Source organism: Falsiroseomonas sp. CW058 (genome assembly GCF_050563535.1).
In the GTDB taxonomy this organism is placed as follows: Bacteria; Pseudomonadota; Alphaproteobacteria; order Acetobacterales; family Acetobacteraceae; genus Falsiroseomonas.
In genome coordinates, this window is sequence record NZ_JBNXUO010000013.1 from 69,756 (window position 1) to 86,542 (window position 16,787).

Genomic DNA, 16,787 nt, shown 5'->3' on the forward strand with positions numbered 1-16,787 from the left:
TCCGGCGGGCGGGGCGGAATGGACGGCCCCGCCCGCGCGTCCCATCCCCCGCAACGGCATCGTGGCCAAGCGGCGGCGCCTTGCGCCTGTCCGGGATGGGGGATCCTCAGCGCGCCTCCGCCCCGTCCTTCAGCTTCACGGGAATGCGGAGGTAGCGCACGCCGTTCGCCTCCGCTTCCGGGAAGCGTCCGGCGCGGATGTTCACCTGGATGGAGGGCAGCAGCAGCAGCGGCGCGGCGAGCCCCGCGTCGCGCCCGGTGCGGAAGGCCACGAACTCCTCCTCCGTCACACCGTCCTTCACATGCGGGTTGTGGGCGCGCTGGTCGGCCACGGTGCTCTGCCAGGCGTAGCTGTCGCGGCCGGGCGCCTTGTAGTCGTGGCACATCCACAGCCGCGTCCCGGGTGGCAGCGAGAGCAGGCGCCGGATCGAGTGGAACAGCTGCCGCGCGTCGCCGCCCGGGAAGTCGGCGCGGGCCGTGCCGTAGTCATGCATGAAGATCGTGTCGCCCACGAGGACGTCCTGCCCGCCGCGCGGGTCCCCCGCCACCCCGATGCGATAGGCGACATCGGCCGGCGTGTGGCCGGGCAGGTGCATCACCTCCACCTCCAGCCCGCCAAGCGCGAAGCGTTCGCCGTCGCGGAACAGCCGGTCGAAGTCGCCTCCCCCCGGCTTCACGTCCTGCGCGTCGAAGACCGGGCGGAAGATGCGCTGCACCTCCGTGATGTGCTCGCCGATGCCGATCGGCGCGCCGGTCTTCGCCTTGATGTAGGGCGCAGCCGTCAGGTGGTCGGCATGGGCGTGGGTCTCCAGCACCCAGCGGATCGCCACCCCCTCGTCGCGCGCCGCATCCAGGATGCGGTCGGCGAAGGCGGTGTCGGCCGTGCCGGACCGGTTGTCCCAGTCGAGCACGGGATCGACCACGGCGCCGTCCTTCGTCGCGGGGTCCCAGACCAGGTAGCTGACGGTGTTGGTCGGTTCATCGAAGAAGGCGCGGATGGCCGGTCTTTCCATGATGTCCTCCGTCGCCCCGGGCCGGGGCTTGAACTGCATATAAGATTTCCCTTATTCAGCGCAAGCTTATGGATGAGGCGCGGATGAGGGTGGGAACGACACCTGGCCAGGACCTCGCGGCCTTGCAGGACAACGCGGAGCAGGCGGCGCGGCTGCTCCGCCTGCTCGCGAACGAGAGGCGGCTGCTGCTCCTCTGCCTCCTCGTGTCCGAGGGCGAGATGGGCGTGGGCGCGCTGGCGGAGGCGGTGGGCCTTTCCCAGCCCGCGCTGTCCCAGCATCTCGCGCTGCTGCGGGAGGAAGGCCTGGTGGCGGCCCGGAAGGAGGCACAGGCGGTGTTCTACCGCCTCGCCGACCCGAAGGCCGCGCGCGTGCTGGCCGTGCTGCGGGATCTCTACTGCCCCCCCGGGGACTGACCGACGGAAGGACATCGCCATGCTGAAGACCATCACGCCCGAGGACGCCGCCCGCCTGCTGCGCGAAGGCGGCGCGACGCTGGTGGATGTGCGCGAGCCGGACGAGCATGCGCGGGAGCGCATCCCCGGCGCGCGGAACCTGCCGCTCTCGCGCCTCGAGGAGGCGGAACTCGCGCTCCACCACGGCAAGCCGGTGCTGTTCCACTGCCGCTCCGGCGCGCGCACCGCGGGCAATGCCGCGCAGCTCGCCGCCCGTGCCGGCCTGGTGGAAGCCTATGCGGTCGAGGGCGGGCTGGAGGCCTGGAAGCGCGCGGGCCTGCCGGTGGCCGAGGACCGGCGCCAGCCGCTCGAACTGATGCGGCAGGTCCAGATCGCGGCGGGCTCCATGGTGGTGCTCGGCGTGGTGCTGGGCGCGCTTCTGGCGCCGGCCTTCTACGCGCTCGCGGGCTTCGTCGGCGCGGGCCTGGTCTTCGCCGGCGCGACCGGCACCTGCGGCCTCGCACGCCTGCTGCGGCTGATGCCCTGGAACCGCGCGGCCGCCGCCTGAACGCCGCGCCCGCCGCGACCCGGCGGGCGCATTCCCCGACCCGGACCGCCCGCCGCCGCGCCCGCCGGACGCGACGCGGGGGAGGCCTTGCCCATGACCATCCTGTCCACGCTCCAGGTGCTGCTCGGCGGTCTGGCGGGCGGGCTCGTCGGCTTCTCGCTCGGGCTGGTGGGCGGCGGCGGGTCGATCCTGGCCGTGCCGCTGCTGGTCTACCTGGTGGGCGTGCCAGCGCCGCACCTCGCGATCGGGACGAGCGCGGTCGCGGTCGCGGCGAATGCGGCGATGAGCCTGCTGAACCATGCGCGCGCCGGCAATGTCCGCTGGCCCTGCGCCTCGGTCTTCGCGGGCGCCGGCGTGATCGGCGCCCTTGCCGGCGCGCGGCTCGGCAGGATGGTGGACGGGCAGGCGCTGCTCGCGGCCTTCGCGGTGATGATGGCCGTCGTCGCCGGGCTGATGCTGCGCCGGCGCGAGCCCGCCGAGGACCGCCGCGTGCGCCTGAACCGCGGCAACGCGCCGGCGCTGGTCGGCACGGGCCTCGCGGTCGGCGCGCTGTCGGGCTTCTTCGGGATCGGCGGCGGCTTCCTGGTCGTGCCGGGCCTGATCCTCGCCAGCGGGATGCCGATGCTGCAGGCGGTCGGCACCTCGCTGGTCGCCGTGACGGCCTTCGGCCTGGCCACGGCGGGCAGCTACGCTGCGGCGGGGCTGGTGGATTGGCCGCTCGCGGCGGTCTTCGTCGGGGGCGGCGTGCTGGGCAGCCTGGGCGGGGCACGCGCGGCGGGGCGCCTGGCGCGCCGGCGCGGGCTGCTCACCAGGGTCTTCGCCGGGCTGATCCTGCTCGTCGCCGCCTATGTCCTCGCCCGCAGCCTCGGCATGATGGGCTGACGGAGGGGGCAGGCCGGGGCGGGGCGGCATCACAGGCTCATCAGGGTCGCGTTGCCGCCGGCGGCGGCGGTGTTGGTGGAGATGCTGCGCTCCGCCAGCAGCATGTCGGGCGGGTAGGGATGCCCGTCGGCCAGTTCCGCCGGCGTGGCGGCGAGGACCGGGCGGATCGGCCCGTCGGAGGCCGCGACCGCGGCCAGGAGGCGCCGCAGCGCCCCGTCCTCGCCCTCGAACAGCACCGCGTCGCAGCCCTCCGCATCCCCCCCCGCCGCGGGGCCGACCTGCCCGGCAAGGGCGGGCGGCAGGTCCTGGAGGATGGCGGCGGCGGCGGCCGGCGCCCGGATGCGGGCGGCGTTGCCGGTGGACAGGCAGGCGGCGAGTTGCCGCAGCAGGCCCGCCTCGGTGGCGGCGTGGCACAGCACCCGGCCGCGCGGGCGCAGCGCGTAGCGGTTCTCCTCCCCCACCGGGCCGGGCAGCGGCATGTCGAGGCCGAGGCGGGACGCCGCGACCTGCCGGGCGCAGGCCGCCGCGTCCCGCCCGGTGGCGCGCAGCCAGCCGAGGAAGGCGGTGGCGGCTGGCGCGGGCGGCGTGGCGGGCAGGTCCGGCGCGGCCGGGCCGGCGCCGAGCAGGCGGCGCAGGTAGAGCGGGCCGCCCGCCTTCGGCCCGGTGCCGGACAGCCGCTGCCCGCCGAAGGGCTGCACGCCCACCACCGCGCCGATGAGGTTGCGGTTGACATAGGCGTTGCCGGCCGCGCTGCCGCCGATGGCGCGGGCCACCGCATCGTCGATGCGGGAATGCACGCCGAAGGTCAGCCCGTAGCCGGTGGCGTCGATCTCCCGCAGGGTCGCCTCCATCCCGCCGCGCGGGAAGCGCAGGACGTGCAGCACGGGCCCGAACACCTCGCGTTCCACATCGGCGACGCGCGCGACCTCGACCAGAGTCGGCGCGACGAAGGTGCCGCGGCGGCAGGCCTCCGGCAGCGGCGCGGCATGGACCGCATGGCCCCGCGCGCGCATCGCCCCGACATGGCCGAGGATGCCGTCCCGCGCCGCCGCGCCGATGACCGGGCCGACATCGGTGGAGAGCCGGTCGGGCACGCCCACCGAAAGCTCCGCCATCGCGCCGCGCAGCATCGCCAGCACGCGCCCCGCCACATCCTCCTGCACGCAGAGCAGCCGCAGCGCGGAGCAGCGCTGCCCCGCGCTGTCGAAGGCGGAGGCGAGCACGTCGGCCACCACCTGCTCCGGCAGGGCGGAACTGTCGACCACCAGCGCGTTCAGCCCGCCCGTCTCCGCCACCAGCGGCACCGGACGGCCATCGGGGTCCAGCCGCCGGGCCAGCGCGCGGTTGATCAGCCGCGCCACCTCGGTCGAGCCGGTGAACATCACGCCGCGGATGCGCGCATCCTCCACCAGCCGCGCGCCCACCGCGCCGTCGCCGGGCAGGAACTGCAGCGCGCCCGGCGGCACCCCCGCCTCGTGCAGCAGCCCGACCGCGAGGGAGGCGACCAGCGGCGTCTCCTCGGCCGGCTTGGCCAGCACGACATTTCCCGCCGCCAGCGCCGCCGCCACCTGGCCGGTGAAGATCGCGAGCGGGAAGTTCCAGGGCGAGATGCAGGCCACGGGGCCGAGGGGGCGGTGCGTCGCCGCGTCCCAGCCGCGCAGCCCCGCGGCGTAGTAGCGCAGGAAGTCCACCGCCTCCCGCACCTCGCCCACCGCGTTCGGGATCGACTTGCCGGCCTCGCGCACGATCGGGCCGATGAGGGCGCCGAGGCGCGCCTCCATCAGCCCCGCCGCGCGCAGCAGCATCGCCGCGCGTTCGGCCGGCGGAACCGCCGCCCAGGCCGGGGCGGCCGCCACGGCGGCGGCGAGGGCGGCCTCCGCATCCTCGGCCGTCGCGTCGGCCACGCTGCCCACCAGGTCGTCCCGGTCGGCGGGGTTCCGCATCTCCCGCCGCGCGCCCCCCGCGGCGCGGCCTTCCACCACCGGCGCGGCGAGGATCGGCGCGGCCGCGCCGTCCGGCAGGGTCCGCGCGAGCGTCGCGATGACCGCCTCGTCCGCCAGGTCGATCCCCGCGGAGTTCGGCCGCTCCGCGCCGAACAGGTCGCGCGGGGCGGCGATGCCGTCATGCGGACGGCCGATGGGGCGCAGCGCGCGCGCCTCCGCCACCGGGTCGGCGACCAGCGCCTCCACCGGCACCGCCGGGTCGTTGATGCGGTTGACGAAGGAGGAGTTGGCGCCGTTCTCCAGCAGGCGCCGCACCAGGTAGGCCAGCAGCGTCTCATGCGTGCCGACGGGGGCGTAGATGCGGCAGGGACGGTCGAGCTTCGCGGGCCCCACCACCTCGTCGTAGAGCGCCTCCCCCATGCCGTGCAGGCACTGGAACTCGTAGTCGCCGGGGCGGAAGACGGGCCCCGCCATCGCGTGGATGGCAGCCAGCGTGCGCGCATTGTGGGTGGCGAACTGGGGGAAGGCCGCGTCGCGCGCCTCCAGCAGCCTGCGCGCGCAGGCGAGGTAGGAGACGTCGGTGTGGACCTTGCGGGTGAAGACCGGGAAATCCTCCATCCCGTCCTGCTGCGCGCGCTTGATCTCGCTGTCCCAGTACGCGCCCTTGACCAGCCGCACCATCATCCGCCGCCGCGTCCGCCGCGCCAGGTCCAGCACCTCGTCGATGACCAGGGGCGCGCGCTTCCCGTAGGCCTGCACGACGAAGCCGAGCCCGTCCCAGCCCGCCAGCGCCGGGTCGATGGCCAGCGCGCCCAGGATGTCGAGCGAGAGGTCGAGCCGGTCCTGCTCCTCCGCGTCGATGTTGAGCCCGATTCCGTGCCCGCGCGCGAGGGCGGCGAGATGCTGCACGCGCGGCAGCAGCTCCGCCATCACCCGCCCGCGCTGCGCGCGGGCGTAGCGGGGATGCAGCGCCGACAGCTTGATCGAGATGCCCGGCCCCTCGATCGGCCCGCGCCCGGCGGCGGCGGCGCCGATCGCGCCGATCGCCTCCCCATAGGCCGCGAGGTAGCGCGCCGCGTCCCCCGCCGTCGCCGCGGCCTCGCCCAGCATGTCGTAGGAATGGCGGTAGCCCCGCGCCTCCCGCCGGGCGGCGCGGGCCAGCGCCTCGGCGATCGTCTCGCCGGTGACGAACTGCTCGCCCAGCATCCGCATCGCGAGGTCGACGCCGCGGCGGATCACCGGCTCCCCCGCCCGCGCGACGAGGCGCGTCAGCGCCGCGCCGAGCCCCGCCTCGCCCTCGACCGAGGCGAGCCGCCCGGTCACCACCAGCCCCCAGGTCGCGGCGTTCACGAACAGCGAACGGCCGGGGCCGAGATGCGCGGCCCAGTCACCCCGCCCCAGCTTGTCGCGGATCAGCGCGTCGCGCGTCGCCGCATCGGGGATGCGCAGCAGCGCCTCGGCCAGGCACATCAGCGCGACGCCCTCGGCCGAGGAGAGCGAGAATTCCTGCACCAGCGCGGCCACGCCCCCGCCCGTGCCCTTCGCGCGCAGCGCGGCGACCAGGCGGCGCGCCAGCGCCGCCGCCGCCGCATCCTCGGCGGGCGGCAGGGCGGCGGCGGCGAGCAGGGGCGGCAGGCAGGCCGTCTCGGCGCGCCGGTACGCGCCGGTGATCGCGGCCCGCAGCGGCGGCTGCGGCACCGCCTCGGCGGCGAGCGCCGCGAAGGGGCGTGGCGGCGCGGAGGCCCGGGGGGCGGTGGTGTCCATCGTGATGCGCCGTCCTGTCCGGCCGCGGCCCGCGGCCCGTGGTCCCCAGCCTATCGCGCCCGCCGCATCCGTGCATCACGCTGTCGCGCCTTCCCGCGCTTGGCCCGCTGTCGGGCGGGCGGAACCGGCGGCGCGGGGCGGCGGTTATCCGCACCCGTAACCCGCAGGGAGCCCCGCATGCCGCGCCGCCATGCCATCAGGCCCGCCGCTGCCGCCCCCGCGGGGCCTGCGGATGCGTCCCATGGCTGACGCCCCCTTCCCCGGCGATGCGCCGCGCGAGGGGACGCGCTTCCCCCGCTCGGCCGGCATCCTGCTCGGCCTCGGCCTCGGCGGCTTCTTCGACGGGATCGTGCTGCACCAGGTCTTGCAATGGCACCACCTGCTGACCAGCGCCGGCTATCCGCCGGACAGCGTGGCGAACCTGCGGGTCAACACGCTGGCCGACGGGCTGTTCCACGCCAGCACCTACGTCTTCGTCGTGCTCGGCCTCGCGGTGCTGTGGCGGCACGCGCGGCGGCCGCATCCGCGCTGGGCGCGCGGCGTGCTCGCGGCGACGGTCCTGATGGGCTTCGGGATCTTCAACCTCGTCGAGGGGATCGTGGACCACCACATCCTCGGCATCCACCACGTCAACGAGACGGTCCCGAGGGAGCAGTGGATCCTGTGGGACCTGGGCTTCCTCGCCTGGGGCGCGGCGATGCTGGCGGGCGGTTGGTGGTGGCTGCGGCGCCTGCGCCACCGCGCCTGACCGCCCGGCCCCCCGTCAGCCGCCCCCGGCCCGGCCCGCGGCCTTCGCCAGCGCGGCATCGACGGCGGCGGCAAGCTGGTGCTGCTCGTACGGCTTGGCCAGGCGCGGCAGGTCCGCGGGGGCCGCGCCCACGGCCATGTCGGCGAAGCCGGTGGCCAGCACCGTCGGCAGCCGGGGCCGCAGCGCGCGCGCGGCCAGCGCAAGTTCCAGCCCCGTCATCCCCGGCATGGCGTAGTCGGTCACCAGCAGGTCGAAGGGAACGCCGCCGTTCAGCAGGTCCAGCGCCGCCGCCGCCGACCCGGCCGCGACGACGCTGTGGCCCAGATCCTCCAGCATCTCCGCCGTGCTGCGCGCGATCAGCGGGTCGTCGTCGACCAGCAGGACGCGGGACGGCGGCGCCGGGCCGGGCGCCGCGCGCCCGGTGCCCCTCGCCGTGCCCGCCGGCGGCTCGGCGCCGGTCGCGGGCGGGGCGACGGGCAGCAGGATCTCGGCCACCGTCCCCTGCCCCTCCACGCTGGACAGCCGCAGGTCGCCGCCGAGCTGCCGCGCGACCCCGTGCACCATGGACAGGCCGAGCCCCGTGCCCTGCCCGGGCGACTTGGTCGAGAAGAAGGGCTCCACCGCGCGCGCCAGCGTCGCGGCATCCATCCCGCGCCCGGTATCCGCCACGGCCAGGCGCAGGAAGCGGCCGCCTTCCGCCTCCTCCGCGGCGGCGCCGACGCGGATGTCGATGCGCCCGCCCTCAGGCATCGCGTCGCGCGCGTTCACCGCCAGGTTCAGCAGCGCCAGCTCGATCTGGTTGGCATCCGCCAGGGCTGGCGGCAGGCCGGGCGCCGCCTCGATCCGCAGCTCGATCCGCGGCCCGACGGACCGCCGCAGCAGTTCCGCGATGCCGTCCACCAGCTGGGCGAGGTCGACCGCCTCCGCCCGCAGGTCCTGCCGGCGCGCGAAGGCCAGCAGCCGCTGGGTCAGCGCCGCGCCGCGCTTCGCGCCCTGCATGGCGCCGTCCACCAGCCGGTGCAGGCGGGCATCCCCCGCCGGCAGGCGCTTGCGCAGCAGCGACAGGTTGCCGAGCACGGCCATCAGCAGGTTGTTGAAGTCGTGCGCGACGCCGCCGGTCAGCTGTCCGATCGCCTCCACCTTCTGCGACTGGCGCAGCTGCGCCTCCACCTGCTCGCGCCCGGCCATTTGCTCCTGCAGGCGCGCATTCGCCTCGCGCAGCTCGCGCGTGCGCCCGGCCACGCGTTCCTCCAGCGTCTCGTTCACCCGCTTCAGCGCCTCCTCGCCCAGCCGCAAGTCCTCCAGCCGCGCGCGCGCCTCGTATTGCCGGCGCCGCGCGCGCAGCGCGGCGCGGGCGACGCTGACCAGCGTCGTCGGATGGAAGGGACGTTCGAGGAAGGAGACGTTCCCCAGCACCTCCCACAGCCGGGCCGCGGCGGGGTTGCGTTCCGGCCCGCCGCCATGTCCGGTCAGCAGGATGAAGGGGAAGTCGGACCATGGCGGCTGCGCCGCCAGCCGCGCGGCGAGCGGGGCGAGGTCCACGTCGCGGAACGCCTCCTCCGCCACCACCGCCAGCCCGGCTCCCGCCTCGATCCCGGCCAGCAGGCCCGCGGTCCCGCCGACCGGATCGGCCGCCATGCCGGCCTCGCGCAGCAGCATGGCGGCGAGGGTCGCGTCGCGCCCGCGCGGCGCCAGCACCAGCGCGCGCTCCGACAGGCCGGCATCGCCGGCGCTCATCCGGCCTGGTCGTCCATCAGCGGCGCATCCGCCCCGACATAGACCGGCACGCCCCGCAGCACGCCCTGGAAGGCCGCCAGCGGCTGGCCGATCCGGATGCCGCCGTCATCGATGCGGAATTCGCGGATCGTGTCCTCGTGCCCGCTGGCTCGCTTCTTGATGACGGAGATGGCGCGCCGCACCCGCCCCAGCGCCTCGAAGTAGCGCAGCAGCACCACCGTGTCGGCCAGGTAGGTGACATCCACCGGCGCCTTCATGTCGCCGACCAGCCCGTGCTGCGCGACCGGCAGGAAGGTGGTGGTGCCCTGGCGGTTCAGGTACTGCAGCAGCTCGTGGATGTGCAGCACCAGGTCGCGCTCGTCAGGCATCGCCGACTGGTAGCCGTTCAGGCTGTCGATCACCACGACGCTGACGCCGCGGGAATCGACGCGGTGCCGGACGCGGTGGGAGAATTCGCCGGGGGAGAGTTCGGCCGCATCCACCTGCTCCACTGTCAGCAGGCCGTCGCGCTGCATCGCGGCCAGGTCGATGCCCATCGCCCGGACGCGGCTGAGCAGCAGGCCGAGCTCCTCGTCGAAGACGAACAGCGCCGCCTTCTCGCCGCGCGCCACCGCCGCCATCGCGAACTGGATGGCCAGCAGCGACTTGCCGGTGCCGGCCGGGCCGATGATCAGCGTGCTCGACCCCCTCTCCACCCCGCCGCCGAGCAGCCGGTCGAGATCCTCGACGCCGCTGCCCTGGGGGTCGCGCGCGAAGTCCCGGCGGTGCTCGGCCGCCACCAGGCGGGGGAAGACGCGGATCCCGCCGGTCTCGATCGTGTAGTCGTGGAAGCCGCCGCGGAAGCGCTGGCCGCGGTACTTCACCACCCGCATCCGCCGCCTTTCCGCCCCGTAGCTGGGGGCGAGTTCCTCGAGGCGGATCACGCCATGCGCGACGCTGTGCACGGTCTTGTCCTCGACTTCGGTGGTCAGGTCGTCGAGCATCAGCACGGTCGCGCCATGGCGGGCGAAGTAGTGCTTCAGCGCCAGGATCTGCCGGCGATAGCGCAGCGACCCCTGCGCGAGCAGCCGGATCTCCGACAGGCTGTCCAGCACCAGGCGTGACGGGACCGCGCGTTCCACCGCCGTGAAGATCGCGCGAGTCGTCTCGCCGAGCTCGAGGTCGGAGGAGTAGAGCAGGCTCTGCTGCTGGTCGGCGTCGAGCAGGCTTTCCGGCGGCGTCAGCTCGAACACCTCGATCTCCGGGTCGATCGCCCAGCCATGGGATGCGGCGCCGTCGCGCAGCTCCGCCTCCGACTCCGACAGCGTGATGTAGAGCCCGCGCTCGCCCCTCGCCGCGCCGTCCATCAGGAACTGCAGCGCGACCGTCGTCTTGCCCGTGCCCGGGCTTCCCTCCAGCAGGTAGACGCGCCCGCGCGACAGGCCGCCGGAGAGCACGTTGTCCAGGCCCGCGATGCCGGTGGCGGCCTTGCCGTGTCCCGCCTGCGGCGCTTCCTTCATCCGGTCATCCTCTTGCGTCATGGGCGCGTCCCGCCTGTGGTCGGCAGGACAGAAAGCCGCCCGAGGCTGGAAAGCGGCGGGCGGTCGATCCGGTTCCGTCCCCTGACGGCAGCGTGGCCGCGGCCACGGGGGCGCGGAAGGGCGGCGCCGCGCCACGAAGCCGTGATGGACAGGGTGGGACGGCCATGACCACATGATCCCGCGTGGCGGTCCTGGACGTCGCCTCCGGCGGGCAGGCCCGCCCGGCTCGCGCGGGCCACCCTGCCGTTCCCGCGGCTCCGCCCCATCGAAGGACATCGCAGCATGACCCCGGCACAGGCCACCGACGTCGCCGCCCCGCGCTGGGACGGGCGGCGCATCCTGTTCGACCTGGCCTGGGAAGGCGGCGACGTCGCCTGCGCCATCTCCCCCGACGCATTGCGGGAGCTGAGCGCGCGGCGCTGCTTCCGCCCCGCCGACCTGCTGCGCTGCTTCGAGGCGGAGCGCGGCCGGGTGGAGGCGATCGCGCGCGGCAAGCTGCGCGCCCGCACGGTGCGCGTGCCCGGCATCCTGGCCATCTGGTCGGACGACGTGGAGGATGCGCGCCCCGCGCCCGGCTGACGCCGCCCCGCGGCCCGCGGGACCCCGCCCCCCGCGCGGCGCGGGCGGGGCCGCGGCGTTTCGCCTTGCGTCCGGCCCCGGCAGCGCCCATGTTGGTGGCGTCAATCTCGTCTGGTTCGGCCTGCTCCCCTGCTCATGATCGAGCGCCGAGCCCGCGTCCGTTGCCCTGCGACCTTGATCCGCTGCGCGATCGGCGCGCGGCGTACCTCAGCGCGAACGGAACACCGCCATGTCCACCGGCACCGTGAAATGGTTCAACGCCACCAAGGGCTACGGCTTCATCCAGCCCGATGATGGCGGCAACGACGTCTTCCTCCACATCTCCGACGTGCAGCGCTCCGGCCTGCAGGACGTGCGCGAGGGCGACAAGCTGGAATTCGACGTGCAGCGCGGCCAGCAGGGCAAGCTGTCCGCCTGCAACCTGAAGCAGGCCTGACACCGACCGATGCCACCCGGGCGGCCGGCGCGAACCCCGCGCCGGCCGCCCGGCCGCCATCCGACCACCCAAGGAGGGGCACCGTGATGAAACGCCATGGCTTCAGCGTGGGGCAGCGCGTCGAACTCGTGCCCGGCCGGATGGACGGCAACATGCCTCGCGGGGTCTACACCATCGTCCGGCAACTGCCGAACGACGCCGCGGACCGCGAATACCACGTCCGCAGCGCGCAGGACGGCCACCAGCGCGTGGTGCGCGAAAGCCAGCTGCGCGCGGATGGCCGCCCCTCGGTCGGCTGACCCGATCCGAAGGCGCCGCCGCCCCGCATAAGACGACGACAGCCCGGACCGCGGGCCGCGCCCGCGGGCGCGGCGCTGGCCCGGGGACGCCCCGGTGCATTCCGCCCCGGCCGGGATGCGCCAGCCACCCAGTCCGGGCCGCCATCTGGCGCCCGCCGGGGATGACAGACCAGAACGACAGGTGACGCGTGTCCCAGACCAGGAAGGGCGGCCCCGTGGACGAGGCCGCCGCGGCGCAAGCCGAGGAAGAGATCGCCTACCTCGCCAAGCGCCACCGCATCTCCCCCGCCATCGTGCGGGAGATCATCCGTCGCCTCGGGTCGAGCGAACGCTCGGCGGTGGAGCGCGAGATCAAGAAGGGGATGATGCGCCGCTGACGGCGCGCGGCCCCCGTTCCGCTTTCCGCACGGAATACCTGGCTCCGCACAAGAAAAGGTGATGCAATCTTGGTTTGACTCACGGGCTGGTGTGTTGATCCTCCGATGCGCGACGGCGCGGCGGATCTCCACAACCGCCGGGTGAAGTCGCGGGGTGGCGGAGGCTGTCGGAACGGAGGCGGAGCGGCATCGCATGGGCGGGCACTCAGGCGGGCGTGACCGTGCCCCGGCCGGCGTGGAGGACGCACCCCCGGCAGGGGCCCGGCGGGCATGGCTGCAGGGCATGCGGATCTCCACCCGCCTGCTGCTCGTCGTCGCGACCTGCCTTTTGCCGATCGTCGGGCTCTACGCCGCCGTCAGCTGGCAGCAGTGGAAGGACCGCCGCGTGCAGCTGGACACGCTGGTCATCCAGCAGGCGCAGCTCCTTGCCGGGAATGTCGAGGGGATCGCCAACGGGGCGCGCATCCTGCTCGGCGCCGCCACGCAGTTCCAGCAGGTCCGCATCATGGGGGATGCGTGCAGCGACCGCCTGCGCGGCGCGCTCGACCATGCCCCGGGCTTCGCCTTCCTCGCCCTCGTGGACCCGGAGGGCGCGGTCCGCTGCGCGTCCCACCCCGCGCTGATGGCCGGGCGGACGGACCCGAGCTGGGCGTCGAGCGCGCCGGCCGCCCCCGGCTTCTCGGCCGGGCGCTTCGCCCGCTCCGCGATGCTGCCGGGCGGCTTCCTGCCCTTCTACAGGCGGATCGAGGGCACGGACCCCGCCGCGGGCCACACCCTCGTCGCCGCGCTCGACATCGGCTGGCTGGAGGCGCATCTGCGCGGCCTGAAGGGCGGCGGGTCGCCCTTCCTCAGCCATGGCGTCCTGACCGTGGCGGATGCGGACGGCATCATCCTGGCGCGCGACACCCGCCACGCCGATTTCGTCGGGCGCCGCTTCCCCGATGCGGCGCTGCCGCTGCTCTCGGCCAGCGGGCCGGGCATCCTGCGGCTGCGCAGCATCGACGGCACCGACCGCCTGGTGGGCTACTCCCCGCCGACCGCCGCCAACAGCCACCTGGCCGTGGTGGTCGGCTTCCACCAGCCGGAGCTGATGGCCGACCTCGCGCGGGCACTGCGCCAGGGCTCGCTGCTGCTCGGCCTCGCCCTGCTGGTGGCCACGGGCGTCACGCTGCTGGTGGCGCGGCAGTTCATCACCGCGCCCACGCAATCCCTCCTCGCCGTCGCGCGGCGGTGGCGGGAAGGCGACCTCTCGGCGCGTGCCCCCGCCGCCGACCGCGGCTCGGAATTCGGGCAGATCGGCATCGCCTTCAACGACATGGCCCGCGCCCTGCAACGCCGCGAGGTGCAGCTCCGCGCCGAGGCGGAGGCGCTGGAGGCCCGCGTGGCGGAGCGCACGCGGGAGCTGGTGCTGGCCAACCAGCGCCTGCAGGCCGAGATCGCGGAGCGCCGCGGGACCGAGGCGGCGCTGCTGCAGGCGCAGAAGGTGCAGGCGGTGGGCCAGCTTGCCGGCGGCATCGCGCATGACTTCAACAACGTCCTCCAGGCGGTGCTGGGCGGCGTCGCGCTGATCCGCCGCCGCGCCGGCGACGCGGAGGCGGTGCGCCGGCTCGTCGGCATGGTGGAGGAGGCCGCCCGCCGCGGCGAATCCGTCACCCGCCGCCTGCTCGCCTTCTCCCGGCGGGAGGAGCTGCGCTCCGCCGCCCTCGATGTCGGCGGCCTGCTCTCCGGCCTGAGGGAGGTGCTGTCCGCCACCCTCGGCTCCCGCATCCGGGTGGAGGTCTCGGCGCCGGCCGACCTGCCGCCGGTCTTCGCCGACCGCGGCCAGCTGGAGACGGTGCTGGTCAACCTCGCGACCAATGCGCGCGACGCGATGCGCAGCGGCGGCGTGCTGACGCTGGCCGCCCTGCCCGAACGGGTCGTCCCCACGGCGGAGCCCGGCGCGCTGCCGCCGGGCGACTATGTCCGCATCACCGTGGGCGACACCGGCGAGGGAATGCAGCCCGAGACGCTGGCCCGCGCGGCGGAGCCGTTCTTCACCACCAAGCCTCTCGGGCAGGGCACCGGGCTCGGCCTCGCGATGGCGCGCAGCTTCGCGCAGGGCTCCGGCGGCAGGCTGTCGATCGACAGCGCACCCGGCCAGGGCACGCGCATCTCGCTTTGGCTGCCGGTCGCGCCGGAGCCGGCGCAGCCCGCCCAGCCACCCGCCGCGCCCGCCGCCGGCGACCCGGGCCGCCAGCCCTGGCGCCTGCGGGTCCTGGTGGTGGATGACGACGACGCGGTGCGCCACACCGTGGGCGCGGAGCTGGAGGATGCGGGCTGCGACGTGACGCAGGCCAGCAACGGCGCCGCCGCGCTCGCCCTGCTCGACCGCGGCGCACCCTTCGACGTGCTCGTCTCCGACCTCGCGATGCCGGGCCTCGACGGCATCGCCACCATCCGCGAGGCGCAGAGCCGCCTGCCCGGCCTGCCCGCCATCCTGGTGACCGGCTATGTCGACCAGGCCACCGCCCTCGCCTCCGAGGCGCCGCACGGGGCGCGCTTCACGCTGCTGCGCAAGCCCATCTCCGGCGCCACCCTGGCGGAGGAGGTGGCGCGGCTCGCCCGCGGGCGGGCCAGGGTCCACGCGACGGCGGAGTGAAGGCGCCGCCCGGCGCGGTGGTTCCCCTGCGGCCCCGGTCCTGCGACGCTGCGCCCCACAGGCGCGGCCCGGCGGCCGCGCAGGGAGGGCAGCGGATGACGCATTCTCAAGCAGCCGGCGCGGCCGGGCCACGCGGCGGGCGCGCGTGACGGCGCCGCACCCGGCGGGCGGCCACCCGCTCCGCGAGATCCGGCTGAACGCCTTCGACATGGCGACCCCCGGCCACATCCAGCAGGGCATGTGGACGCATCCGCGCGACGACAGCGCCGGCTACGCCCGGCTCGACCACTGGACGGCGCTGGCGCGACGGCTGGAACGCGGGCTGTTCGACGGGCTGTTCCTGGCCGATGTCCTCGGCGTCTACGACGTGCATGGCGGCAGCCCCGACGCCGCGCTGCGGGGCGGCGTGCAGGTGCCGCTGCTCGACCCGCTGATGACCGTGCCGGCCATGGCGGCGGCGACCACCCATCTCGGCTTCGGCGTGACCTGCAACACCGCCCATGAGCCGCCCTACCTGTTCGCCCGGCGGATGAGCACGCTCGACCACCTGACGGGCGGGCGGATCGGCTGGAACATCGTCACCGGCTACCTCGACAGCGCGGCGCGCGCGCTCGGCTACGACGCGCAGATGCAGCATGACGACCGCTACGACCTGGCGGACGAGTACATGGACGCGGTCTATGCGCTGTGGGAGGGAAGCTGGGCCGACGACGCGGTGCGGCGCGACGCCGCGGGCCGCGTCTTCACCGACCCCGCGCGGGTGCGCCGCATCGCCCATCACGGCCGGCAGTTCCGCATCGACGCGATGCACCTGTGCGAACCCTCGCCCCAGCGCACCCCCGTGCTCTACCAGGCGGGGGCGAGCGAACGCGGGCGGCGCTTCGCCGCGACCCATGCCGAATGCGTCTTCGTCAACGGCACCAGCCCCGCCGTGGTGGCAAGGCTGGTGGCGGACCTGCGGGCGCGCGCGGCGCCCCGCCCCATCCTGGTCTTCGTCGGCGCCACCGTCGTGGTCGGCCGCACCGCGGCCGAGGCGCGCGACCTGCTGGCGGACTACGCCGCCCATGCGGATGCCGAGGCGACGCTGGCCCATGCATCCGCCTCGCTCGGCATCGACTTCGCGCGCTACGGCATGGACGAACCGGTGGAGGCCGGGCCGGGCCAGGCCATCCGCTCCAACGTCGAGGCGATGGCGAAGGTCGCGGGCCCGGCCTGGACCAAGCGGAAGCTGCTGGAACAGTCGGTCCTCGGCAGCCGGCAGCCGCCGATCGTGGGCGATCCGGCAGAGGTGGCCGATGCGCTGGCGCGCTGGGTGGCGGAAGCCGATGTGGACGGCTTCAACCTGTCGCGCACCGTCATGCCGGAATGCCTGGAGGCCTTCGTGGACCTGGTGGTGCCGCTGCTGCAGGAACGCGGGCTCTACAAGACCGCCTACGCGCCCGGCACCTACCGCGAGAAGCTGTTCGCCGCCGGGCCGCGCCTGCCGGCGGGCCATGCCGCGGCGCGGCATCGCGCCTGGGGATAGCCGGCGGTCGCCTACTGGCGCGGCCCGCCGGGCAGCGGCGGCGTCGGCTGCGGCGCCGGGGCGGGGGCGCCGGGCGCGCCTTCCAGCACCACGCCGCCGCCCCGATGCGCCGCATCGGCCTGCGGCGTGCGCGGCCCCTGGTCGAGCGGCGGCCCCGGCGACCGCCCCGCCCCGCCCGCCGCCGCGCCTTGTGACGGGGGCGCGGGCGCGGGCGCGGTCTGCGCCCCGGCGGGCAGGGCCAGGGCGAACTGGCCGAGCAGGAGGATGAGGAGGGGCAGGCGACGCATCGGGCCGACCTCGGGTTCCTGGTGCCGGCCGGCAACGCCGTGGCGACGGCGGCGGTTGCGCGCCCGGCGCCCGGTTGAAA

At 75.2% G+C, this 16,787-nt stretch carries 15 protein-coding genes; 10 read left to right on the top strand and 5 right to left on the bottom strand.

What is annotated here, in order from left to right:
* Positions 1-106: 106 nt before the first annotated feature.
* On the bottom strand, positions 107-1,012 hold the full coding sequence (locus ACK8OX_RS12510) for an MBL fold metallo-hydrolase (RefSeq protein WP_430664438.1): 906 nt from the start codon (positions 1,010-1,012) through the stop codon (positions 107-109).
* A gap of 83 nt (positions 1,013-1,095) precedes the next feature.
* Between ACK8OX_RS12510 and ACK8OX_RS12515 the strand changes: the two genes are divergently transcribed.
* The 3 genes from ACK8OX_RS12515 to ACK8OX_RS12525 all read left to right on the top strand — a co-directional run bounded on the left by ACK8OX_RS12515 (position 1,096) and on the right by ACK8OX_RS12525 (position 2,854).
* Complete coding sequence (locus ACK8OX_RS12515) at positions 1,096-1,425, top strand: ArsR/SmtB family transcription factor (protein ID WP_430664439.1); 330 nt, start codon at positions 1,096-1,098, stop codon at positions 1,423-1,425.
* 19 nt (positions 1,426-1,444) lie between these two features.
* Complete coding sequence (locus ACK8OX_RS12520; RefSeq protein ID WP_430664440.1) at positions 1,445-1,972, top strand: rhodanese family protein; 528 nt, start codon at positions 1,445-1,447, stop codon at positions 1,970-1,972.
* A 93-nt stretch (positions 1,973-2,065) separates the two neighbouring features.
* A complete protein-coding gene (locus ACK8OX_RS12525; RefSeq protein ID WP_430664441.1) occupies positions 2,066-2,854 on the top strand; it encodes a sulfite exporter TauE/SafE family protein in 789 nt (262 codons plus the stop codon).
* A 29-nt stretch (positions 2,855-2,883) separates the two neighbouring features.
* Here ACK8OX_RS12525 and putA read toward each other — a convergent pair whose 3' ends face one another.
* Positions 2,884-6,561, bottom strand: coding sequence for a trifunctional transcriptional regulator/proline dehydrogenase/L-glutamate gamma-semialdehyde dehydrogenase (gene putA / locus ACK8OX_RS12530; RefSeq protein WP_430664442.1), 3,678 nt, complete (start codon positions 6,559-6,561; stop codon positions 2,884-2,886).
* Positions 6,562-6,802: 241 nt separating this feature from the next.
* Between putA and ACK8OX_RS12535 the strand changes: the two genes are divergently transcribed.
* Positions 6,803-7,309, top strand: a complete 507-nt coding sequence (locus ACK8OX_RS12535; RefSeq protein WP_430664443.1) for a DUF2243 domain-containing protein — start codon at positions 6,803-6,805, stop codon at positions 7,307-7,309.
* A gap of 15 nt (positions 7,310-7,324) precedes the next feature.
* Here ACK8OX_RS12535 and ACK8OX_RS12540 read toward each other — a convergent pair whose 3' ends face one another.
* Positions 7,325-9,046, bottom strand: coding sequence for an ATP-binding protein (locus ACK8OX_RS12540; RefSeq protein ID WP_430664444.1), 1,722 nt, complete (start codon positions 9,044-9,046; stop codon positions 7,325-7,327).
* Positions 9,043-10,566: an ATPase domain-containing protein gene (locus ACK8OX_RS12545; RefSeq protein ID WP_430664445.1), complete on the bottom strand. Its 1,524-nt coding sequence runs from the start codon at positions 10,564-10,566 to the stop codon at positions 9,043-9,045. The genes ACK8OX_RS12540 and ACK8OX_RS12545 overlap by 4 nt, the downstream gene beginning before the upstream one ends.
* A 282-nt stretch (positions 10,567-10,848) precedes the next feature.
* On the opposite strand from ACK8OX_RS12545, the gene ACK8OX_RS12550 reads away from it, so the two are divergent.
* The 6 genes from ACK8OX_RS12550 (at position 10,849) to ACK8OX_RS12575 (ending at position 16,420) form a co-directional block, all read left to right on the top strand.
* On the top strand, positions 10,849-11,145 hold the full coding sequence (locus tag ACK8OX_RS12550; RefSeq protein WP_430664446.1) for a DUF1488 family protein: 297 nt from the start codon (positions 10,849-10,851) through the stop codon (positions 11,143-11,145).
* Between the two features lie 229 nt (positions 11,146-11,374).
* On the top strand, positions 11,375-11,581 hold the full coding sequence (locus tag ACK8OX_RS12555) for a cold-shock protein (RefSeq protein ID WP_430664447.1): 207 nt from the start codon (positions 11,375-11,377) through the stop codon (positions 11,579-11,581).
* Positions 11,582-11,667: 86 nt separating this feature from the next.
* Positions 11,668-11,880, top strand: coding sequence for a hypothetical protein (locus ACK8OX_RS12560; RefSeq protein ID WP_430664448.1), 213 nt, complete (start codon positions 11,668-11,670; stop codon positions 11,878-11,880).
* A 215-nt stretch (positions 11,881-12,095) separates the two neighbouring features.
* A complete protein-coding gene (locus ACK8OX_RS12565; RefSeq protein ID WP_430664449.1) occupies positions 12,096-12,257 on the top strand; it encodes a hypothetical protein in 162 nt (53 codons plus the stop codon).
* 283 nt (positions 12,258-12,540) lie between these two features.
* Positions 12,541-14,895 (top strand): ATP-binding protein, encoded by a 2,355-nt coding sequence (locus ACK8OX_RS12570; protein WP_430664450.1) that lies wholly within the window; start codon positions 12,541-12,543, stop codon positions 14,893-14,895.
* 145 nt (positions 14,896-15,040) lie between these two features.
* Positions 15,041-16,420 (top strand): LLM class flavin-dependent oxidoreductase, encoded by a 1,380-nt coding sequence (locus ACK8OX_RS12575; protein WP_430664451.1) that lies wholly within the window; start codon positions 15,041-15,043, stop codon positions 16,418-16,420.
* Between the two features lie 11 nt (positions 16,421-16,431).
* Here the strand turns inward: ACK8OX_RS12575 and ACK8OX_RS12580 are convergent, their stop codons facing one another.
* Complete coding sequence (locus ACK8OX_RS12580) at positions 16,432-16,707, bottom strand: hypothetical protein (protein WP_430664452.1); 276 nt, start codon at positions 16,705-16,707, stop codon at positions 16,432-16,434.
* Between the last annotated feature and the right edge of the window lie 80 nt (positions 16,708-16,787).